Annotated in this window: 23 protein-coding genes; 9 read left to right on the plus strand and 14 right to left on the minus strand. The window is 74.9% G+C overall.

Features of this window, described 5'->3' with window-relative positions:
* The coding region (locus tag IN07_RS25720; protein ID WP_052091105.1) for a hypothetical protein at positions 1-740 on the plus strand (740 nt) is incomplete at its 5' end.
* Positions 741-753: 13 nt separating this feature from the next.
* Here the strand turns inward: IN07_RS25720 and IN07_RS10120 are convergent.
* The 4 genes from IN07_RS10120 to IN07_RS10135 all read right to left on the minus strand — a co-directional run bounded on the left by IN07_RS10120 (position 754) and on the right by IN07_RS10135 (position 5,644).
* Complete coding sequence (locus tag IN07_RS10120; protein WP_156119122.1) at positions 754-2,076, minus strand: multidrug effflux MFS transporter; 1,323 nt, start codon at positions 2,074-2,076, stop codon at positions 754-756.
* Between the two features lie 132 nt (positions 2,077-2,208).
* Entirely contained in the window at positions 2,209-3,636 is a 1,428-nt protein-coding gene (mftF, locus tag IN07_RS10125; protein ID WP_036335568.1) for a mycofactocin biosynthesis glycosyltransferase MftF, read from the minus strand.
* Entirely contained in the window at positions 3,633-4,169 is a 537-nt protein-coding gene (locus tag IN07_RS10130; RefSeq protein ID WP_036335570.1) for a cysteine hydrolase family protein, read from the minus strand. Before IN07_RS10130 ends, mftF begins: the two co-directional genes overlap by 4 nt.
* Positions 4,166-5,644, minus strand: coding sequence for a purine-cytosine permease family protein (locus IN07_RS10135; RefSeq protein ID WP_052091106.1), 1,479 nt, complete (start codon positions 5,642-5,644; stop codon positions 4,166-4,168). Before IN07_RS10135 ends, IN07_RS10130 begins: the two co-directional genes overlap by 4 nt.
* A 139-nt stretch (positions 5,645-5,783) precedes the next feature.
* On the opposite strand from IN07_RS10135, the gene IN07_RS10140 reads away from it, so the two are divergent.
* Together IN07_RS10140 and IN07_RS10145 are read left to right on the plus strand one after the other, a co-directional pair.
* Positions 5,784-6,110, plus strand: coding sequence for a PadR family transcriptional regulator (locus IN07_RS10140; RefSeq protein ID WP_036335571.1), 327 nt, complete (start codon positions 5,784-5,786; stop codon positions 6,108-6,110).
* Positions 6,107-7,078: a hypothetical protein gene (locus IN07_RS10145; RefSeq protein ID WP_036335572.1), complete on the plus strand. Its 972-nt coding sequence runs from the start codon at positions 6,107-6,109 to the stop codon at positions 7,076-7,078. Before IN07_RS10140 ends, IN07_RS10145 begins: the two co-directional genes overlap by 4 nt.
* Before the next feature lie 58 nt (positions 7,079-7,136).
* Here IN07_RS10145 and IN07_RS10150 read toward each other — a convergent pair whose 3' ends face one another.
* Positions 7,137-7,388, minus strand: a complete 252-nt coding sequence (locus tag IN07_RS10150) for a type B 50S ribosomal protein L31 (protein ID WP_036335573.1) — start codon at positions 7,386-7,388, stop codon at positions 7,137-7,139.
* 189 nt (positions 7,389-7,577) lie between these two features.
* Between IN07_RS10150 and IN07_RS10155 the strand changes: the two genes are divergently transcribed.
* The gene (locus tag IN07_RS10155) at positions 7,578-8,591 is read left to right on the plus strand and encodes an ABC transporter substrate-binding protein (RefSeq protein WP_036335575.1); all 1,014 of its coding nucleotides are present in this window, start codon (positions 7,578-7,580) and stop codon (positions 8,589-8,591) included.
* Between the two features lie 47 nt (positions 8,592-8,638).
* Here the strand turns inward: IN07_RS10155 and mftE are convergent, their stop codons facing one another.
* Positions 8,639-9,343, minus strand: a complete 705-nt coding sequence (gene mftE / locus IN07_RS10160; protein WP_036335577.1) for a mycofactocin biosynthesis peptidyl-dipeptidase MftE — start codon at positions 9,341-9,343, stop codon at positions 8,639-8,641.
* A gap of 21 nt (positions 9,344-9,364) precedes the next feature.
* Between mftE and IN07_RS10165 the strand changes: the two genes are divergently transcribed.
* Positions 9,365-9,895, plus strand: coding sequence for a pyridoxamine 5'-phosphate oxidase family protein (locus tag IN07_RS10165; RefSeq protein ID WP_231558091.1), 531 nt, complete (start codon positions 9,365-9,367; stop codon positions 9,893-9,895).
* A gap of 77 nt (positions 9,896-9,972) precedes the next feature.
* Here the strand turns inward: IN07_RS10165 and mftC are convergent, their stop codons facing one another.
* The 3 genes from mftC to mftA are packed head-to-tail and all read right to left on the minus strand — an operon-like array spanning position 9,973 to position 11,634.
* Complete coding sequence (gene mftC, locus IN07_RS10170; protein WP_036335579.1) at positions 9,973-11,190, minus strand: mycofactocin radical SAM maturase; 1,218 nt, start codon at positions 11,188-11,190, stop codon at positions 9,973-9,975.
* Complete coding sequence (gene mftB, locus IN07_RS10175) at positions 11,187-11,504, minus strand: mycofactocin biosynthesis chaperone MftB (RefSeq protein WP_036335581.1); 318 nt, start codon at positions 11,502-11,504, stop codon at positions 11,187-11,189. Before mftB ends, mftC begins: the two co-directional genes overlap by 4 nt.
* A 10-nt stretch (positions 11,505-11,514) precedes the next feature.
* Positions 11,515-11,634, minus strand: coding sequence for a mycofactocin precursor MftA (mftA, locus tag IN07_RS24375; RefSeq protein WP_064972396.1), 120 nt, complete (start codon positions 11,632-11,634; stop codon positions 11,515-11,517).
* Between the two features lie 135 nt (positions 11,635-11,769).
* Here mftA and mftR point away from each other — a divergent pair, with 135 nt between their 5' ends.
* Entirely contained in the window at positions 11,770-12,372 is a 603-nt protein-coding gene (gene mftR / locus IN07_RS10180) for a mycofactocin system transcriptional regulator (RefSeq protein WP_036335607.1), read from the plus strand.
* Positions 12,373-12,426: 54 nt separating this feature from the next.
* On the opposite strand, the gene IN07_RS10185 is transcribed toward mftR, so the two are convergent.
* On the minus strand, positions 12,427-12,978 hold the full coding sequence (locus IN07_RS10185; protein WP_036335582.1) for a hypothetical protein: 552 nt from the start codon (positions 12,976-12,978) through the stop codon (positions 12,427-12,429).
* 154 nt (positions 12,979-13,132) lie between these two features.
* On the opposite strand from IN07_RS10185, the gene IN07_RS10190 reads away from it, so the two are divergent.
* Positions 13,133-13,660, plus strand: a complete 528-nt coding sequence (locus tag IN07_RS10190) for an SRPBCC family protein (RefSeq protein WP_231558092.1) — start codon at positions 13,133-13,135, stop codon at positions 13,658-13,660.
* Between the two features lie 57 nt (positions 13,661-13,717).
* On the plus strand, positions 13,718-14,350 hold the full coding sequence (locus IN07_RS10195) for a DUF389 domain-containing protein (RefSeq protein ID WP_036335584.1): 633 nt from the start codon (positions 13,718-13,720) through the stop codon (positions 14,348-14,350).
* Between the two features lie 158 nt (positions 14,351-14,508).
* Here IN07_RS10195 and IN07_RS10200 read toward each other — a convergent pair whose 3' ends face one another.
* The 3 genes from IN07_RS10200 to IN07_RS10210 all read right to left on the minus strand — a co-directional run bounded on the left by IN07_RS10200 (position 14,509) and on the right by IN07_RS10210 (position 17,926).
* Positions 14,509-15,228 carry an Atu4866 domain-containing protein gene (locus tag IN07_RS10200; protein WP_036335611.1) on the minus strand — a complete coding sequence of 240 codons (720 nt, stop codon included), beginning with the start codon at positions 15,226-15,228 and terminating at the stop codon, positions 14,509-14,511.
* Positions 15,229-15,310: 82 nt separating this feature from the next.
* Positions 15,311-16,513: a cysteine desulfurase-like protein gene (locus tag IN07_RS10205; protein WP_036335586.1), complete on the minus strand. Its 1,203-nt coding sequence runs from the start codon at positions 16,511-16,513 to the stop codon at positions 15,311-15,313.
* Positions 16,514-16,522: 9 nt separating this feature from the next.
* On the minus strand, positions 16,523-17,926 hold the full coding sequence (locus IN07_RS10210) for a bifunctional 3-(3-hydroxy-phenyl)propionate/3-hydroxycinnamic acid hydroxylase (protein ID WP_052091108.1): 1,404 nt from the start codon (positions 17,924-17,926) through the stop codon (positions 16,523-16,525).
* A 65-nt stretch (positions 17,927-17,991) separates the two neighbouring features.
* Here IN07_RS10210 and IN07_RS10215 point away from each other — a divergent pair, with 65 nt between their 5' ends.
* On the plus strand, positions 17,992-18,387 hold the full coding sequence (locus tag IN07_RS10215; protein WP_197058424.1) for a DUF3224 domain-containing protein: 396 nt from the start codon (positions 17,992-17,994) through the stop codon (positions 18,385-18,387).
* A 33-nt stretch (positions 18,388-18,420) separates the two neighbouring features.
* Here IN07_RS10215 and IN07_RS10220 read toward each other — a convergent pair whose 3' ends face one another.
* A complete protein-coding gene (locus IN07_RS10220; protein WP_064972398.1) occupies positions 18,421-20,319 on the minus strand; it encodes an L-lactate permease in 1,899 nt (632 codons plus the stop codon).
* Positions 20,320-20,453: the final 134 nt, after the last annotated feature.

Raw genomic sequence — 20,453 nt, forward strand, 5'->3', positions numbered from 1 at the left:
GGCGGCGCGCCCCCGCCCGGCGGCGCGCCCCGGCCCGGCGCCGGGACCACACCCGCTGGCTGGTCCCGCTGCTGGCCGCCACCGTCGGCGCGGTCGTGCTCGCCCCGCAGCTCACGCCGGTGCTCGTCGACCTGACCGCCACCAACGCGCCGGTCGTGCAGGAGCCCGTCGCCGTCCCGGCCCCGGTCGCGGCTCCCGTGCCCGCGGAGGTGCCCGTGCTCGCGCAGGGCGTGGACACCCTGGCCGACGTCGCCGCCGCCCGCGCCGAGACCCGCTCGCGCGCCGAGGTGGCCGCCGGTGGCGGCGGCCTGGTCGTCCCCCAGCCGCCGCGCCCCGGACGGATCTCGATCATGCCCAACGCGTCGGTCGGCCGGGCGCCCGTCTACGAGCTGGAGCCCGACGGCTGCGGGGGAGCAGGCACCACACCGCGCCGGATCGTCCCCGGCGTCGTCCCCGGGCCGGGGTCGGCGACGTTGGACTGGATGTCGGACAACCGGCCCGAGGTGGTCGGGTACCGGGTCCAGGCGGTCAGCCAGCGACTCGTCGGAGGGCAGCAGCCGCCGCCGGTCGTGCGGGCCGTCGACCAGGTCGAGGGCTGCCAGCCGATGACCGTCACGATCGACGGGCTGGCCCCCGGCGAGCCCTACGTCTTCTGGTTCGAGGAGCAGGTGACCAGCGCCAGCACCGGGGTGACCCGGATGGTGCAGGTGGGCACGACCGCCGCCGTCGTCATCGGCTGACCCGCGCCGCCGCTCAGTGAGCGGCGACGGCGGCCATCTCGGGGTCGGGCTCCTCGAGCTGCCACGGGCGGACGACGACGACCAGGACGACGATCGCCAGCACCAGCGACCCGACGATCACCGCGCCCATCGCCACCGCGTCGTTGCCCAGCAGGCCGACCAGCGGGGAGACCGCAGCGCCGACGCCGAACTGCACCGCACCGAGCAGCGCCGCCGCGGTGCCCGCCGACTCGCCGTGCCGGGAGAGGGCGAGGGCCGGGGCGTTGGGCAGCGCCAGGCCGCAGGCGAACAGCACCGCCCACAGCGGGATCGCGACGGCGAACAGGCCGCCGGTGCTGGTGGCGGCCAGCAGGAGCAGCACCGCGCCGGAGACCGCGCCGGCCACCGTGCCGGCGACGAGCACCTGCGCCGGGGAGAAGCGGCGCAGCAGCAGCGGGTTGAGCTGGGTGGCGGCGATCAGCCAGAAGGCACCGGCGCCGAACAGCAGCCCGAACTGCTGCTCGTCGAGTCCGAACTGCCGCTGGTAGACGAACGACGAGCCGGAGACGTAGGCGAACAGCCCGGCCATGGTCAGGCCGGCGACCAGCACCAGGCCGACGTAGCTGCGATCCCGGAACAGCGACCGGTAGCCGCGCAGCGTGCCGCCGACCCCCTCGGTGCTGCGGCGCTCGGGCGGCAGGGTCTCCCGGATCAGGAAGAAGCCGATCGCCAGCAGCGCCAGGCCGTAGAGCGCGAGGATCAGGAAGACCCCGCGCCACGAGGTGAAGCGGAGGACCTCCCCGCCGATCGTGGGCGCCAGCACCGGCGCGGCGCCGAGCACCAGGAACAGCCGGGAGAGCATCGTGGCCGCCGCGCGGCCGACGAACAGGTCGCGGACGACGGCGATCGCGATCACCGCACCGGCCGCGGTGCCCACGCCCTGCAGCACCCGCAGGGCGCCCAGGACGGCGATGTTCGTAGCGAGCAGCACCAGCACCGAGGCGACCACGTGCACCGCCGTGCCGGCGAGCAGCGGGCGGCGGCGGCCGAACCGGTCGGACAGCGGGCCGAGCACCAGCTGGCCCAGGGCGAGGCCGATCAGCGTGCCGGTGAGCGTGAGCTGCACCGCCGCGGACGTCGTCTCCAGCTCGGTGGCGATCGTCGGCAGGGCCGGCAGGTACATGTCGATGGTGAGCGGCCCGAGCGCGACGAACGCGCCCAGGGTCAGCGCGAGGCGCGCGGTCTTCGGCTTCTCCACCTGCGGGTCGGGCAGGCCGGGGACGTCGACCGGGGCGGTGGCGTCGGCCTGGGCCGGCGCGGCCGGATCTCGTCGTGCGGAGTGCTGGGTGGCGGTCATCGGATCCCCCTGGTCGGTGCTGTGCTCCCGCGGGACCGACGCTGGCCACGTTCGCAGTACCTCGGCGACAAGGCTGCACGATGCAACTGCATTCCGGCTGGACGGGGTGTTCAGCCGCACGTCACCCCGACGTCACCCTCGTGGGGCGACCGGCTCGGGTGCGGCGGGCAGCAGCGCCCGGCCGTCCCGGGCCCGCAGCGCGCCCCACCAGAGCCCGGCCCCGTACGCCAGGTCCTCCAGTCGGCGGCCGGCCACGAAGGCGGGCAGGTCGATCTCCCGGCGGTGCGGCCACCAGCCGGCCACCGCGTCGGCGACCGCCACCTCACCGGCCGCCCGCCGCGCCCGGCGGGAGACCAGCATCGCGGCCACGGTCAGCGGCCAGTGGTGCCGGGTGACCGTGCGGGCCAGCGCCCGCCCGGACGACGCCGTCCCGCGCAGCACCAGGCCGGCCGCCCAGCCGATCGGCAGCGGCCGGCCGGGCACCGCCACCCGCCGGGCGAGCAGCACGCTGGCCCGGCCGAGCACGCCGAGGGAGCCCAGCAGCCCCCACCGGCCGGCGAACGCCGGGAGCACCCAGGCCGCCAGTGACCAGGGCGAGATCACCAGCGGGGCGACCGCGGCGCCGTGCCGCTGGGCGAGCAGCGCCGCGCCGGTGCCGTAGAACGCCCGGCGCCGCAGCCAGTCGCCCAGCTCGACCCGGTGGTCGTGGGCGACCCGCGCGGCCGGCTCGTAGCGCACCCGCCAGCCGGCGCCGGTGAGCCGCCACACCAGGTCGACGTCCTCGGCGACCGGCATCGCCTCGTCGAAGCCGTCCGCCAGCGCGGTCCGCCGGGCCAGCAGCGTCGCGCTGGGCACGTAGGAGACGCCCGTCCCCGGGGCGACCCGTGCGGCGGCCGGGCCCATGTCCAGCGCGCTGTCCAGCGCCTCGTACCGGGCCACCCAGCCGGGCTGGGCCAGGTCCAGGGCGGTGATCCGGGGCGCGACCAGGGCCAGCCGCGGATCGGCCAGGTGCCCGGCGAGCGTGGCCAGCCAGCCGGGCTCGGGCACGCAGTCGGAGTCGACGAACGCCACCGCGTCGGTGTCGGCGACCCGCAGCCCGGCGTTGCGGGCGGCGGCCGGGCCGCGGGCGTGCTCGTGCCGGAGCAGCCGCGTGCCGGCGGCCACCGCGGCCACCGCGGCCGGGTCGGCCGAGCCGTCGTCCACGACCACCACCGGGCAGCCGGCCGTGCCGGGGTCGGCGCGCAGGGCGGCCAGCAGCCGGGCGAGCCCGTCGGTCCGGTCCTTGACCGGGACGACGACCGTGACGTCGGGCCGCGGCACCGCCGGCACCTCCGGGGCGGCGACGCCGGCGTCGAGCAGCCGGGCCGCCAGTGCGGCGCTGCGGGCGTCGGTGACCTCCAGCCGGTCGCCGGCCAGCAGCTCCTGCGCGGCGGGGGCGAGCCGGAGCAGCCGGGCCGGGGAGCCGCCGAGCAGCGCCGTCCCGCCGTCCCGGCGCTCGACGCCCGGGCCGAGCACCACGGTGAAGCCGTCGGGCAGCCGGTCGGTGGGGGGCGGGTTCATCGCCGGGCGAGCACCGCGTCGGTGGTGGTGAGGGTGATCAGCGGCGCGTAGAGCGCCATCGCGGCCAGCGCCCGGTCGTGGTCGGCGTCGCTGGCTCCCGCGCAGGCGTCGGTGACCACCTGCACCGGCACCCCGGCGTCCGCGGCGGGCAGGGCGGTGGAGAGCACGCAGCAGTCGGTGGAGACGCCGGCCAGCACCAGCGGCCCGGCCCCGACCACGGCGGCGAGCTCGGGGCCCCACTTGCCGAACGTGGTCGCGTCGAGCACCGGCGCGTCGCCCGGGTCGTCGACCAGCGCGTACAGCGGCGCGTCCGGCGGTTGCCGCGCGAAGGGGTACTGCGCGTAGTAGGGCACCCAGGCCCCGGCCGGCTCGGCCGGGGCGACGAAGCGGGTGTGCACCACGCGCCCGGCGAAGGCCGTGGTCAGCCGGCGGATCCCCGGGTGCACCTCGGCGAACCGGGGCGCGCCCCACGGGGAGTCCCGGTCGGCGAAGACGTGCTGGGCGTCGACCACCACGAGCACGCCGTCGGTCACGCCGCCTCCTGCCGCCGCACCGCGCCCCGGCGCAGCAGCAGGGTGCCGGCGAGACCGACGGCCAGGGCGACCAGGACGCCGAGGTTGGCGAAGGCCCAGTCGCCGTCCTTGCCGCCCAGGCCCACCGGGCCGAGCAGGTAGCCCTGCCAGGTCAGCCAGGTGGCGTAGGTGTTGGTGACCAGCCCCCAGCCGAGCACGGTGCCGAGCCCGAGCAGCGCCAGCGGGACCGGCGGGACCGAGCCGTAGCGGCCGCGCGGGTCGTACAGCTCGGCCTCGGCGTAGTCGCGGCGGCGCAGCAGCAGGTCGGCCAGCACGATCCCGCACCAGGCCGCGACCGGGACCCCGAGGGTGACCAGGAAGCCCTGGAACTGGACGAAGAAGTCGCCCTCGGCGAGGAAGACGACCCAGATGGCGCCGAGCACCATCAGCAGGCCGTCGATCGAGGCGGCGACCGGGCGGGGGACCCGCACGCCGGCGGCGAGCAGGGACAGGCCGGAGGAGTAGATGTCCAGCAGGGCGCCGCCGACCAGCCCCAGGACGGCGACCAGGGCGAAGAGCACCAGGAACCAGGTGGGGAGCAGGGCGGCCAGGGCACCGATCGGGTCGGCGCTGATCGCCGCCGCCAGGTCGGTCGACGAGCCGGCCAGCAGCAGCCCCACGACCAGCAGGACGACCGGGGCCAGCGCGGAGCCGAAAGTCGTCCAGCCCACGACGCCGCGGGTGGAGGCGGTGCGCGGCAGGTAGCGGGAGTAGTCGGCCGCGGCGTTGACCCAGCCGAACCCGTAGCCGGTCATCACGAAGACCAGCGCACCGATGAACGCCTGCGTCGACCCGGCGGGCAGGTCGCTGACCACCGCCCAGTCGATCTCGTCGGCGACGAGGAGCAGGTAGCCGACGGTCAGCACGCCGGTGACGACGGTGATCACCGTCTGCATGCGCATGATCAGGTCGAAGCCGAGCACGCCGCCGACGACCACCAGCGCGGCGACCACCAGCAGGGCGACGACCTGGGTCGCCGTCCCGCCGCCCCAGCCGAGCTGGGTGAACACGGTGGCGGTGGCGAGGGTGGCCAGCGAGGCGAGCACCGTCTCCCAGCCGATGGTGAGGACCCAGGAGAGGACGGCGGGCACCCGGCCGCCGGTGACGCCGAAGGCGGCGCGGCTGAGCACGAGGGTGGGCGCCGAGCCCCGCTTGCCGGCGATGGCGATGAGGCCGCAGAGCCCGAAGCTGAGCACGATCCCGACGACGCCGGCGACGACGGCCTGCCAGAAGGAGATGCCGAAGCCGAGGACGAACGCGCCGTAGGCCAGGCCGAGCACGCTGACGTTGGCACCGAACCACGGCCAGAACAGCTGGCGCGGGGTGCCCTTGCGCTCGGCCTCGGCGATCACGTTGATGCCGTTGGTCTCCACCGCCACCCGCGGGGTGGCGGCCTCCGCCGGGGGCCCGGCCTCCCCCGTTGCCTGGTGCGCCATCCGTGCGTGCTCCGTCCTCGCCGGCGGTGCTGGCGCCCCGCTCCCGGTGCGGGACCCTAACCGCGGTCACCGACACCGGCGCGGGGCTCCGGGCGCCGATGCATCGACAGCCGATGCATGGAGCCGCTAGCGTCCGGCCATGGACGTGCGGCCGCTCACCGAGCCGACCTTCTTCGTGCTGGCGGCCCTGGCCGACCGGCCTCGGCACGGGTACGGGGTGATCGCCGAGGTCCAGGGCCTGTCCGGCGGCCGGGTGACCCTGCGGGTCGGCACGCTCTACGGGGTGCTGGACCGGCTGGTCGCCGAGGAGCGGGTGGCGCTGGACCGGGAAGAGGTGCACGCCGGCCGGCTGCGCCGCTACTACCGGCTCACCGACGCCGGCCGACTGGCACTGGAGGCCGAGCTCGCCCGGCAGGAGACCAACGCCCGCGCCGTACGGGCCCGGCTCGCGGTGCGGCCGGCATGAGCCCGCTGGAGCAGCGCTACCGGCGGCTGCTGACCTGGCTGCCCGAGCCGGCCCGGTCGCGCTGGGCCGACGACATGACCGAGACCTACCTGCAGGTGGAGACCGCCGACGACCCCGAGTACGCGGAGTTCGGCAGCCCGTCGCTGACCGACCGGCTGGACGTCGCCCGGCTGGCGCTGCGGCTCCGGCTGGGTGCCCCCGGTGCCTCGGTGCGCGCCGTGGCGACCGGCCGGACGGTGCGACTGGTCGCCGTCGCCGGCACGGTGGCGCTCGCCTCGCTGGCCCTCCTCGGGCTGCTCTCCACGGCCGCGCTGCACGGCGTGCTCCCGCTGGTCGACGCCCCCGACGTGGGCGGGACGCCCGGGTGGGGGCCAGGAGACGCGGTCTCCGTGGTGGTCAGGGTGCTCACCGTGGTGCTGGCGGTCTGCGCCATCCGGGGGTTGGCCGCCACCCGCCCCCTGGCCGTCGTCGTGCTCATCGGGCAGCTGGTGCCGGCGGTCGTCTCGGTGATCCGCCCGCTGGAGCTGCTGTTCCAGCTGACGATCGCCGTCCCGCTGGTCGCAGCCGCGCTGATGCCCCCGGGCCGCCCGATGCACCGGCCGCTGTGGCTGATCCCTGTCCCACTGGTCGCCTCGGTGTCGGTGGCGGCGCTCCGCCCGGGCGAGCCGCCGGAGTGGACCTGGGGGCTCTTCGACCCCGTGGTGCAGTGGGCGCTGCTGACGGCCGTGGCCGGCGCCGTGCTGCTGCTGCGCCGCAGGCGGGTGCGCGGGCCAGCCGAGCTGGCGGTGGCGGTGCTGGCCCTCGCGACGTTGCCGGCGCTGGCCAGCCGCTGGCCGTACGACACACCACCCGAGTACGCGACGGTCGTGGTGCTCACGACCCTCGCCGCCACGGCCACCGCGGCCGTCACCGGCACCGTCGGGCTGCGCGCCGTCCGCGCCCTGCCGATGGTGCCGGCCGACCGCTGACACGACGACGCCCCCGCCGGTCCGGGTGGACCGACGGGGGCGTCTGACGGACAGCGCGTCAGCTGCGGGTGCGCGCGCCGTACCGCTGGTTGAACTTCTCGACCCGGCCGGCGGTGTCGAGCACCCGCTGGTTGCCGGTCCAGAACGGGTGGGACGACGCGCTGATCTCGACCGGGACCACCGGCAGCGTCTCGCCGTCCAGCTCGATCGTCCGGCTGGTCTGCACGGTGGAGCGGGTGCGGAAGGTGGCCCCGGTCGCGGTGTCCTGGAAGACGACGGTGCGGTACTCGGGGTGGATGCCGTGCTGCATGGCTGGTCCTCTCGGTCTGCGCGGGACGTCCACCCCCGTTGGGGCGGGCTGATCGCGACTGTCTGGGTCAACCACCCCGACGGGCCCGCTGTTCCCGGCCCAGCACTGCAGGAGGAGCCGCCTGCGGTGACCGGACCGTGACCTCCGTGTGCTTAGGTCAGCCTCACCTGACCCACCGAAGGAGCTCGAATGTCCCGCCTCCCCCTCCGCCGCAGGGCCGTCCGCGGCACCGCGCTGCTGGCCGCCGCCCTCGTCATCACCAGCTGCGGGGGTTCCGGCTCCAGCGACGACACCGCGGCCGAGGGCACCGACCCGGCGACCGGGTCGTCGGACGCCTTCCCGGTCACCGTCGAGACCGCCTTCGGCGACGTGACGGTCCCGGAGGAGCCGACCCGGGTCGTCGCCCTCGGCTGGGGCGACGCCGAGATGGCGCTGGCGCTCGGCGTCCAGCCGGTCGGCGCCAGCGACTGGCTCGGCTTCGGCGGCGAGGGCGTGGGCCCGTGGGCCGAGGGGCTCTACGACGAGGTTCCGGCGATCATCGAGACGCTGGAGCCCAGCCTCGAGGCGATCGCCGCGCTGGACCCCGACCTGATCCTGGACACCAAGTCCCCCGCCACCGAGGAGCGGTACCAGGCGCTGAGCGCCATCGCGCCGACCATCAGCCAGCCGGTGGGCACCGACCCCTACATCGTCCCCTTCGAGGAGCAGCTCGACCTGGTCGGCCAGGCGCTGGGCAAGACGGAGGAGGCCGAGGAGGTCGCGGCCGAGGTCGACGAGGCCTTCGCCGCCGCCGCCGAGGCACACCCGGAGTTCGACGGCACCGAGGTGGCGGTCGCCGCCTACACCGCCGAGGGCTTCGGCGCCTACGTCAGCGGTGACTCGCGGGTCGACTTCATGGAGCAGCTCGGCTTCGTGAACAAGCCGGCCATCGAGGAGCTGGCCACCGACAGCTTCTACGTGCCGGTGAGCGAGGAGCAGCTCCCGCTGCTCGACGCCGACCTGACCGTCGCCTTCCCGATCTTCGTCGAGGCCAGCGAGATCACCGACAACCCGCTGTGGCAGGCGATCCCGTCCGTGCAGGCCGGCAACGCCGCGGTGCTCGACGACGAGACGCTGACCAACGCCTTCTCGATCGGCACGCCGCAGGGCATCCAGTACGCCCTGGACAACGCCGTCCCGCAGTTCGCCGACACGCTCGGCTGACCTGCCGAACCACCTGATCGGACCGGCGCCGCCGGGCAGCACCTGGCTCAGCCCAGGAGCCGCCCGGCGGCGTCGGTGTCCCAGGCCCGCACGGCGGCGACCAGCCGGCCGGTCAGCGTCCGCAGCAGCTGTGCCCCCTCCGCCGCCGAGGCACCGGCCGGGTCCCCGAGCACCCCGTCCGGGCTCACCGCCCGCACGCCCTCGGCCCGCAGCCGGGGCAGCAGCTCCCCGATCGGTGCGGTCTCCCCCGCGGCGGCGAGCTCCGGGCGGACCCCAGCAGGTTCCACGTGCAACATCAGTGACGTCTCGCTGCGCCCGGCGTGTGCGTCGCCCCCGGGCACCCCGCACGGGAACCAGACGACGTCGCGACCCTCGCCCCGCAGCTGCGGCACGGCCGCCCGCAACGCCTCGACGTTGCCGCCGTGCCCGTTGACCACCAGCAACCGGCCGGCCCAGCGTCCGGCCGAGCGCCCGTACTCCACCAGCAGGGTGGTCAGCGCGGCGGTCCCGATCGAGATCGTGCCGGGGAAGTCCTCGTGCTCACCACTGGCGCCGTACGCCAGCGCCGGGGCGAGCACCGCGCCGTCCAGCTCGCCGACGGCGGCCTCCGCCACCGCCTGGGCGACGGCGGTGTCGGTGGTCAGCGGCAGGTGGCGGCCGTGCTGCTCGACCGACCCGAGCGGGACGACGAGCAGCGGCCGGCCCTCCAGGTCGGGCCAGGTGGCCCCGGTCAGCCGCACGACGTCGTCCACGGCTGGGCACCCTGCCAGACCGTGCGTGTCGTCCGCCGCCGGAGCGGGCAGGGCAGCTGGATGACCGACGAGACCCGCGCTGACGACACGCGCAAGGTGGCCGAACTGCTGAAGGACGAGCGGATCGCCGTGTTCACCACGATCACCGCCGACGGCACGCTGATGAGCCGGCCGATGTCCATGCAGCAGGTCGAGTTCGACGGCGACCTGTGGTTCTTCGCCAGTCGGAGCTCCCGCAAGGTCGCCCAGGTGGCCGCGAACCCTCAGGTCAACGTGGCCACCTCGGGCAGTGACAGCTGGGTCTCGCTGACCGGTCACGCCGTGGTGTTCGACGACCTGGCGAAGAAGCAGCAGCTGTGGAACCCGGTCGTCGGTGCCTGGTTCCCGAACGGACCCGAGGACCCCGACGTGGTGCTCATCCGGGTCGACGCGGCCTCCGCCGAGTACTGGGACTCCCCCGGCGGGCGGCTCGCCAGCGTCTTCAGCTTCGCCAAGGCCAAGGTCACCGGGCAGCCCTACTCCGGTGGGGAGAACGAGACCGTCCGGCTCTGACCGGCGCTCCCAGCAGCCGCACAGGGAACGCGCCCGATGTCGGCCCGGCCGGGCTGTCGGCCCGGCCGGCATGGGCGTCAGCCCAGTCGCAGCCCGGCGAGCGGCGACTCGTCGCAGATCTTGGCCGGCGGGACGCGGGGCATGCCCAGCAGCGTGGGCTGACCGCGCACCGGGCCGGTGTGCGAGTGGTCGACGTGGCTCCTGGGCGTGGCCAGCTGGAGGTCCCGCGCGGCCAGCGCGGTCTCGCCGTAGCCCTGCACGCACTCGGGATCGGGCCCGTCCAGCGGCAGTCCGGTGAAGAACTTCGCCGCCATGCAGCCACCGCGACAGGCGTCGAAGTGGGCGCACTTGGTGCACGCGCCACCGGTCTGCGGGCTGCGCAGGTCGGCGAAGAGCTCCGACTGCTGCCACACCTGCTGGAAGCCGCCGGGGGACCGCACGTTACCGGCCAGGAAGTCCTCGTGGATGGCGAACGGGCAGGCGTAGACGTCGCCGACCGGGTCGATCAGGCAGACCACCCGGCCCGCACCGCACAGGTTCAGCCCCGGCAGGGCCTCCCCGAACGCGGAGAGGTGGAAGAACGAGTCACCGGTGAGCACGTTGTCGCCGTTGGCCAGCAGCCAGGCGTACAGGTCCTTCTGCTGGGCCATCGTGGGGTGCAGCTGGTCCCAGACGTCCGCCCCGCGGCCGGAGGGCCGCAACCGGGTGAGCCGCAGCTGGGCGCCGTAGGAGTCGGTGAGCGCCCTGAACTCGTCGAGCTGGCCGGCGTTCTCCCGGGTGACGACGACGGAGACCTTGAAGTCCTTCATCCCGGCCTCGGCCAGGTTCTCCAGGGCCCGGACGGCCATGTCGAACGAGCCGGTGCCGCGGACCCGGTCGTTGACCTCTGCCGTGGCGCCGTCCAGGGAGATCTGCACGTCGACGTAGTCGGTGCGGGCCAGCTGCGCGGCGCGGGTCTTGTCCAGCTTCACGCCGTTGGTGGAGAACTTGACGCCGACGTCGTGCCCGATCGCGTAGTCGAGCAGGTGCCAGAAGTCCGGCCGGACCGTGGGCTCGCCGCCACCGACGTTGACGTAGAAGACCTGCATCCGCTGCAGCTCGTCGATGACCGCCTCGGCCTCGGCGGTGCTCAGCTCGCGGGGGTCGCGGCGCCCGGAGGAGGACAGGCAGTGCGCGCACGCCAGGTTGCAGGCGTAGGTGAGCTCCCAGGTCAGGCAGATGGGGGCGTCCAGGCCGTACTCGAACTGGTCGATCAGCCGCCCGCCGGTCGGGCGGGAGGGGAGGACGGCGGTCACGCGGCTGCCTTCCGTCGTTCGATCATCTGCGACCGGGCGAGGTCGGCCAGCGCCTTCACGTAGGTGGGACGCTGCGACTCCGGCACCTCGCACGCGAGGAGGGCGGCCGTGGCGGTGGGGTGGTCGGCGAGGGTCTCCACGACCCGGACCAGCGTCTTCGACTTGAGGAAGGAGAGCTTCCGGGTGCCGAAGTGGTAGACCAGCGCCCCGAAGGGCTCCGGCCGCAGCGCGACCGACCGGGCACGCTGCCAGGGCAGCTCCGGGTCGAACACCGCTGGGTCGACCACCGCTGGGGCCGGAGCAGGCGAGGTCATCGGGCGCGGGTCAGTAGACGCCGCACATGCCGTCGATGGAGACCTCCTCCACGAGGGACTCCTCGACGAGGGCCTCCTCGGGGGCCGCGGGGGTCTCGACGGTGAGCTCGTCCTGCGTCGTCTCGGGCACGGTGCCTCCGGGTGAGCTGGGTCACGGACCTGACCCGGCAGACCGTAGGTGACACCCAGTGCCACCGGCAAGCGCTGCGACCGCTGAGCGCGGCGCCGGGCAGTCACCGCGCTGCCGAGGGGCAGGATGGGGATCGTGACCGAGACGATGGTCGCGGCCGACGCCCGCGAGGAGACCCGCGCCCGGATCGAGCAGGCCGCCCTCGACCTGTTCACCGCGCAGGGGTTCGAGGCGGTGACCATCGATGAGGTGGCCGACGCCGCCGGGATCAGCCGGCGCACCTTCTTCCGCCACTGCGGCACCAAGGCCGACGCGGTCTGGGGCCAGTTCGACGGCCACGTCGTCCGGCTGGAGGGGATGCTCGCTGCCGCTGCGGCCGACCAGCCGGTGCTCGCCTCGGTCTACGCCGCCTACGTCGAGGTCAACGACTACGCACCGGCCGACCTGCCGATGCTGCGCCAGCGGATGCGGCTGATCCTGACCGAGCCGGCGCTGCTGGCGCACTCCCAGGTGCGCTACGCCGACGTCGACCGGGTCGTCGCCGCGCACGTGGCCCGGCGGACCGGGGTGGCGCCGGACGCGCTGGTGCCGCGGCTGGTCGCCACCAGCACCCGCGCCGCCGCGACGACGGCGTTCGAGCTGTGGCTGGCCGACGGCCGGATCACCCTGGGCACCGCACTGCACCAGGCGTTCGACGAGCTGGCCGCCGGCTTCCCGTCGCTGCGCCTGCCCGGCTGACCGGGCAGCCGGGGGCGTGGGGCAGCCGAGCTGCTCCCACGCCCCCAGCTCGGCTCAGACGGTCGCGGGCTTCACGGTGACGCCACGCAGCACCTCGGACGGGCGCTGCTGCTCCCCCGCGTAGGAGCTGACGACGACGAGCGCCCCGGTGATCGCCGGCACGACCCACTGCAGCTGGTCCAGCCGCAGCTGCGCGGCCGCGACCTCGCCACGGGCCCGCTTGGAGGGCCTGGTGGCGCGCTTGGACGGGGTGGCGCCGCCCTGGTCGACGACCTTGCCGAGCAGCCGGCTGTAGGCGGTGACGCCGAGCGCAGCCGCCGTCAGCGCCGTCTTGACCGTCGACATGACCTTCACGCCCTGCTGCTCGGCGACGCGCTGCTTGTTCGCCTGCAGCTGGCCGACGCTGCCGATCAGGTGCGCGCCGATGGCGGCGGCGTTGACCGGCGTCCACCGGTTCCAGCCGGCGTTGGCGACGGCGCCGGTGGCGCGGGCGCTGCCCGCCTCCCCGGAGGCGGGGTTCAGCGCGACGGCGTTGGCGAGCGTGCCGCCGAACCAGGCGGCGAGGCCGACGTCGTGCAGGGAACGGGACAGGGTGTTGCGGGCCATCGCGGGCTCCTCGGATCAGGGGTGTGTCGTGGTCAGCGACCGAGGAGGGTCGACGACCTCGATCTGCATGGACCCCCGGTACCCGCCGTTGCCGGATGCACCCGTCCGTCGGCCAACGGGTCTGCGATCTGCCCACTCGGCGCCGGACAACCGGGTGACCGGCGCGCTGACCCGGCTCGTCGCGCCGGCCGACCGCTGCGAGGATGCCGGGATGGACAGCCTCACCCATGCCGGCTCCGTCGTCGTCCGGTCGTCCCCCGAGGCGCTCTACGCGCTGGTGTCCGACGTGACCCGGACCGGCGAGTGGAGCCCGATCTGCACCGCCTGCTGGTGGGACGAGGGCGCCTCGGCCGAGGTCGGCGCGTGGTTCACCGGCCGCAACCAGGTGCCTGGCCGCACCTGGGAGACCCGCAGCCAGGTGGTGGCCGCCGAGCCCGGCCGGGAGTTCGCCTTCCTGGTCGGCGGGAAGCTGGTGCGGTGGGGCTTCACGATGGAGCCGGTCGAGGGCGGCACCCGGCTGACCGAGTCCTGGGAGTTCCTCCCCGCCGGCCAGGAGTTCTTCGCCGAGCGGTACGGCGCCGACGCCCAGGCGCAGATCGACGACCGCACCCGTTCCGCCCACGAGAGCATCCCGGCCACCCTCGCCGCCCTCAAGGGCATCGCGGAGGGCGCGCCGCGCTGACCCGGTGCTGGACGTCCCCGGCCTGCCGTGTGGCGCCCTCCGGCCCAGGATGACCACGTGCCCGCACCCTCGCTCACGCACCTGATGGACGAGGACACGGTCGACAAGATCGCGTCCCAGGTCCGGCTGTCCGGCAGCTATCTGCTGTTCATGACCGCCTCCGGGGTGCTCGCCTCGGTGGCGCTGCTGTCGGACTCGGTCCCGATCCTGATCGGGTCGATGATCGTGGCGCCGTTGATGCCCCCGTTGGCCCTGGCCCCGTTCGCGCTGGTGGCGCGTCGTCGCGGCGAGGCCGGGCGCGGCCTGCGGGTCGCGCTGGTCGGCCTCGCGCTGGCCTTCGCCGCCGCGTGGGCCACCACCGCGCTGATGTCCGCGCTGGGGGTCGTCGCCTCGGACGCCGTGCTGCTGAGCCAGCCCCTCCTGCAGGAACGCGTCCACCCCGGCTGGTGGTCCATGGCCGCAGCGGTGGCCGCCGGCCTGGCCGGGACCGTCGCACAGGCCAGCGAGAAGACCGACACGCTCATCGGGACCGTCGCTGCGCTGGCCCTGGTGCCCGCCGTCGGCGCATCGGCGATCGCGGTGTACGTGGGCGCTGCGGAGCCAGCCCTCGGCGGGCTGCTGCTGCTCGGCATGAACGTCGGCCTGATCGTCGGGATGGGGATCGTCGCCCTGCTCGTCTCCGCGGGATGACCGGGGCTGCGCCCGCTGGCGCTGGTCCCGGTGGTCATCGTCGTGGTCGTGGGCCTCTTGCTGGCCTGGGCCCAGTCGACCGGCACGGTCTCCGAGACGCCCCCGAACACCGGGGTCACGTCGAACGCCGGGGCTGCCCCCCGTTGACCCGTGGGTGGTCAGCGGCGGCGGAAGACGTACCCGCCGTGGTGGAGCACGCCGTCCCGGAACCGGCCGTAGGCCCAGAAGCCGAGGTCGTCGCGGTAGACGATGCGGTCGCCGTCGAGCCAGAACGCGCCCTGGTAGGCGTGCGCGCGGCCGCCGCGGGTCTCGTCGTACCGACCGTCCGCGGTGAGCTCCTGGTGGATGGGACCCGTCTCGTCGACCCACGTCCCCAGATGCGGGCTGTCGGCCGGGGCGCGGCCCGGGCCCGTCTCGTCGATCGGGGCGGCGAGCCGGCGCCCGTTCCACCGCTGGACGACGCCGTCGGCCACGATCGCCGCAGCGCCGGCGGTGTACCAGACCAGCTGCTCGATCGGCCCGGTGCCCGCGGACGGGACGATGCCGAACGTGGCCGGGTCGCCCGGCGTCAGGCTGCCGACCCGGTCCCGCCGCCCGGCCACCGCCCCGGTCTCGATGACCGCCGGCGCGATCGTGAACCCGGTGCAGTCGACGACCAGGGCGTCGTCGTCCTCAGCGGCGGTGCGCAGGCCCGGCCCCACCCGCACGATCTCGGTGCAGCGGACCAGCACGTCGGCGTCGGTCAGGTCGCCGACCGAGAGGTCCATCGTGCGCACCGTCGCGTGCGCGAACAGCAGCGGGCGGTGCCCACCTGCCTGGTTGGCGAGGACCGCCGGGAGGACGTCGTCGCTCAGCTGGCGTGTCGTGGTCGTGGTCATGCCCCGACCCTGCGGGCCGGACCGGGGGCCATCCAGGCCCCGCCGGACCTGGGTGCAGCGCACCCAGGTCCGGCGCACACGGTCAGGAGGCGAGGAACTCCCGCAGCCCGGCGAGCAGCCGGTCGACGTCGGCGTCGTCGCTGTACGGCGCCAGCCCGACCCGCAGCCCGCCGGTGTCGCCCAGCCCCAGGTGGCGGCTGGCCTGGAGCGCGTAGAACGAGCCGGCCGGGGCGTTGACGCCGCGCTCGGCCAGGGACCGGTACGCGTCGGCGGCGTCCCGGCCGACGAAGGTGAGCAGCAGGGTCGGCGTGCGGTGCGCCGCGCGCGACCACACGGTCACGCCGGGCAGCTCCCGGACGCCGTCCTCGATACGCTCCCGCAGCCGGTCCTCGTGCTGCTCGATGGCGGCCATCGCGGCCACCAGCCGGCTGCGGCGGTCGCCCTCGGGGCCGGCCTGGGCGGCGAGCAGGTCGATCGCCGCCGTGGTGCCGGCCAGCAGCTCGTAGGGCAGCGTGCCCAGCTCGAACCGCTCCGGGACGGCGTCGGTCGAGGGCAGCAGCTTGTCCGGGTGGAGGGTCTCCAGCAGCTCCGGTGCGGCGATCAGGCAGCCGCAGTGCGGGCCGAGGAACTTGTAGGGCGAGCAGACGAAGAAGTCCGCGCCCAGCGCGGTGACGCCGACCGGCGCGTGCGCGGCCAGGTGCACGCCGTCCACCCAGGTCAGCGCCCCGGCCTCGTGCGCCAGGGCGGTGATCGCGGCGACGTCGGGGCGGGTGCCGATCAGGTTGGAGGCGCCGGTGACGGCGACGAGCCGGGTGCGCTCGGACAGCAGCGCCCCGACGGTCGCGGGGTCGAGCTCGCCGGTGGCGGGGTCGAAGTCGGCCCAGCGCACCGTGGCGCCGCGGGCCTCCGCGGCCTGCACCCACGGGCGGATGTTGGCTTCGTGGTCCAGCCGGGTCACCACCACCTCGTCGCCGGGCCCCCAGCCGGCGGACAGCACCCGGGAGAGGTCGTAGGTCAGCGCAGTGGCGCTGCGCCCGAAGACGACGCCGCCGGGATCGCCGCCGGTCAGGTCGGCGACCGCCTGGCGGGCCTCCCGCACCACCGCGTCGGCGTTGCGCTCGGCCTGGGTGACCGAGCCGCGGTTGGCCATCGGCTGGGTCATCGTGGCGGCCACGGCCTGCGCGACGACGTCCGGCGTCTGCGAGCCGCCCGGGCCGTCGAAGTGCGCGGCACCGTCGGTGAGGGCGGGGAAGTGGGCGCGGAGTGCTGCGACGTCGAAGCTCACGCGGTCACGCTAACCGCGAGCGACGGCGGCGACGATCCGGTCGGGACGCACCAGCACCGAACGCCTGCCGAGCCAGCGGACCAGCTCCGGCGAGCCGAGCCGGTCGGCCCGGACGATGGGACCCGGCCAGTCATCGGGCACCGGCCCGCCGGCCGTGAGCACCGCCCAGCCGGGGCCGAGCAGGTCGTCCAGCCGTGGGCTGCCAGGGACCGGCGGCTGCGGCACGAGCGACCCGACCGGCGAGCCGGGTGCGACGAGGGGCCGGCGCACCAGCGGCCCGCGACGCAGTGGCGGCGTCCGGCTGGCGGCGGCGAAAGCGGCCAGCCGCGGCAGTCGGCGCACCTTGGTCAGTGCCGCCCGGCGCACCAGTGCCGCCCGGTCCCCGCCACCGGTCATCAGCCGGCCGAGCAGCACCGCCACCCGGATCAGCGCCCGGGCGTGCGGCGCCCGCTCGGCCTGGTGGGTGTCCAGCAGCGCGTCGTCCGCGCCGTCCAGCACCGCCGCCAGCTTCCAGGTCAGCTGGTGCACGTCGCGCAACCCCAGGCCCAGGCCCTGGCCGATGAACGGCGGGGTCAGGTGGGCGGCGTCGCCGCAGAGCAGCACCCGCCGGTCCCGCCACCGGTCGGCCACCTGTGCGGCATAGGTGTACTCCGCGGTCCGGACGACGGTGCACCCCTGCGCCCCGAACCGGCCGAGCAGCGCCGGGAGGTCGAGGTCGGCGGCGGACTCCTCCGCGGCCAGCCGGAACTCGGCGCGGTACCGGTCGCCGGCGATGGGCATGAACGTCGCCGGGCGAACCGGGTCGCAGACCTGGTGCACGCCGGGCCAGACGTCCAGCGGGGCGTCGGCGGCCAGGTCGACCACCAGCCAGCGCTCGGAGGGGCCGAGGTCGTGCATCCACGAAGCGATCAGCCGGCGCACCGTGCTGTTCGCGCCGTCGCACCCCAGCACGGCGTCGGCGACCAGCTCCTCCTCGACGCCGGTGGCCCGGTCGCGGACGGTGAGACGGACCGGTCCCGGTTGTTCCACGTGCAACACCTCGACCCCGCCGCGCAGCTCGGCCCGCGGCTCGGCGGCCAGCGCGTCGCGCAGCACCGCCTCCAGGTCGGGCTGGCTGAACATCGACGCCTGCGGCCAGCCGTGCTCGCCGTCCCCCCGCCCGAACTCGACGAGCGTCCGGTGCTCGCCGTCCAGCAGGCGCAGCCCGGCCATCGGCCGGCTGACCGCGGCGAACGCCTCGGCGACGCCGGCGGCCTGCAGCACCCGCAGCGACTCGTCGTCCAGGTGGACCGCCCGCGGCTGCGGGTAGGCGGCCGGGTGCCGGTCGAGCACCAGGACGTCGATGCCCCGGCGGGCCAGCAGCAGCGCCGCCGTCACCCCGACCGGCCCGGCGCCGACCACCACCACCGTCACGGCGATGAGTCTGCCCGTGGCCCCACCCCGGGACAGACGGCAGGCCACGGGCCAGGATGCCGGGCATGGACCTGCACCTGACGGCGCCGTTCACCATCGACACCTGGGACGCGGTCCCGGACCCGGAGACCGCCGAGCCCGGCGCGCCGGCCACTGCGCGGGTCGTGCTGGTGAAGACCTACCAGGGCGACGACCTCACCGGCTCGGCCACCGGCCACGCGCTCACCACCCAGGGCGAGCGCGGCGCCTCCTACGTGGCGCAGGAGCGGATCACCGGCGCCCTGGCCGGCCGGCGGGGCAGTTTCGTGCTCGAGCACGGAGCCGCCATGGGCGAGGGCGTGGAGACCACCCAGTGGGCCCGGGTGGTCGCCGGCTCGGGCACCGCCGCACTCGCCGGGCTGAGCGGTACGGGGACGGTCGCCCACGAGCTGCTCACCCTGGACGTCGTCCTGCCCGACTGACACCCCGCCCGGCGGGGGCGGGGTGTCCGTCGATCAGCGGTCGTCGCGGGTGGCGTTGGGGTCGGGCACCATGTCCGTCTGGTCCCGGCCGTCGCCGGGCGCCCCACCGGTCGTGGGGCTGTCCGCCGGCGACCCGGCCGTGTCGACGAGCTCGTTGTTCGGCTTCCCGGGCGAGCGCCGCATCGCGATGATCAGCGCGGCGATCGCGACCAGGAGGACGGCCAGCCACAGCGTGCTCAGGTTGGCCCCGAACCCGTAGATCAGCACCAGCGAGATGCCACCGGCCATCAGGCAGTAGTAGATCGTCGGCAGGACGGTCTTGCGGATCAGGTCGCCCTCCCGCCCGATCAGGCCGACGGTGGCCGACGCCGCCACGATGTTGTGCACCGTGATCATGTTCCCGGCCGCGCCGCCGACCGCCTGGGTGGCGACGACGGTCTCCGGGGTCACCCCGATCTGCTCACCGGTGGAGAACTGGAAGAGCGAGAACATCAGGTTGCTGACCGTGTTGCTGCCGGCGACGAACGCCCCCAGCGCACCGATCCACGGCGCGAAGGCCGGCCAGGTGTCGCCCGCGATGGACGCCGCGCCCTCGGCCAGGGTCAGCGGCATCGACGCCAGCCCGGACTCGTTGAAGTCGGCGCCGGAGTTGATGAACACCCGGACCAGCGGCAGCGCGAACAGCAGCGCCACCGCCGCGCCGGCCAGCTGGCTGCCGGCCACCTTCCACGACGCGGCGATGTCGGCCGGCCGCATCCGGTGGATGGCGTAGGTGATCAGGCAGGTGAGGATGAACAGGAAGCCGGGCAGGTAGACCATCTGCAGCGCCTGGGCGATGCCGGTGCCGAAGATGTCGTCCACGGTGACGACCCGCCAGCCGGTGGTCAGGAACTCGGTGATCGGGTCGATGGTCCGGCTCAGGACCAGCAGGGCGGCGACGATCACGTACGGCGTCCAGGCCAGCCAGATGCTCATCTTCTTGCCGGCGACGTCCTTCTCGTCCTCCGGGGAGAGGTTGCCCATCCAGTTGGTCGCCCACCGCTGCCGGGCCGGGAAGTCCCAGGTCTCCTTCGGCATCAGGAAGCCGCGGCTGGACGCGAACATCACGATGACCAGGCCGATCAGGCCGCCGAGCAGCGACGGGAACTCCGGGCCGAGCACCGCGGCGACGGTCACGTAGGGCACGGTCATCGCGAAGGCGGCGAAGAGCGCGAACGGCCAGATCGCCAGGCCGTCAGCGAACCGCTTCCGCTCGCCGAAGAAGCCGCACAGCATGCAGGCGAGGATCAGCGGGATCAGCGTCCCGATGGTGGCGTGGATTGCGGCCACCTGGAAACCGATCCGCTCCAGGAACTCGGGGAACTCGATGCCGAGGAACGCCGTCCGCTCCTCAACGGCGTCCGAACCGGTCAGCCCGCCGCTGACGCCGACCAGGATGGGCGTGCCGACGGCGCCGAAGCTCACCGGCGTGCTCTGGATGATCAGTCCCACCATGACCGCGGCCATGGCCGGGAAGCCCAGCGCCAGCAGCAGCGGGGCGACCACGGCGGCGGGGGTGCCGAAGCCGGACGCGCCCTCGATGAAGCTGCCGAACAGCCAGCCGATGATGATCGCCTGCACCCGGCGGTCGGGGCTGATGCTGGTGAAGCCGGCGCGGATGGTCGCCATCGCGCCGCTCTTGGTGAGGGTCTCCAGCAGCAGCAGCGCGCCGAAGACGATGTAGAGCAGCGTCAGGGCCAGCAGCAGCCCCTGGACCGCCGAGGCGGCGATCGCGGTGGGGCTCATCTCCCAGGCGAACAGGGCGACGAGCACCACGACCACGAAGCCGATCGGCATGGCCCGCTTGGCGGGCCACCGGAGGCCGGCCAGCAGCACACCGACCACCAGGATCGGGAGCAGGGCCAGCAGGCTGAGCACAGCGAGGTTGTCCACGTTGACGCCTCTCGTCGGCAGTGTCCGCACCATCGAGGGCGTGCGGAGTCGCTGCACTGTGACGCACCGCACGGTCGCCCGCCACCCCTGCGCACACGGCCGTGGACCGTTGTCCGCCCGGGATCCCCGACATC

Origin of the sequence: Modestobacter caceresii (assembly GCF_000761485.1) — a bacterium.
GTDB classification, from domain to species: Bacteria; Actinomycetota; Actinomycetes; order Mycobacteriales; family Geodermatophilaceae; genus Modestobacter; species Modestobacter caceresii.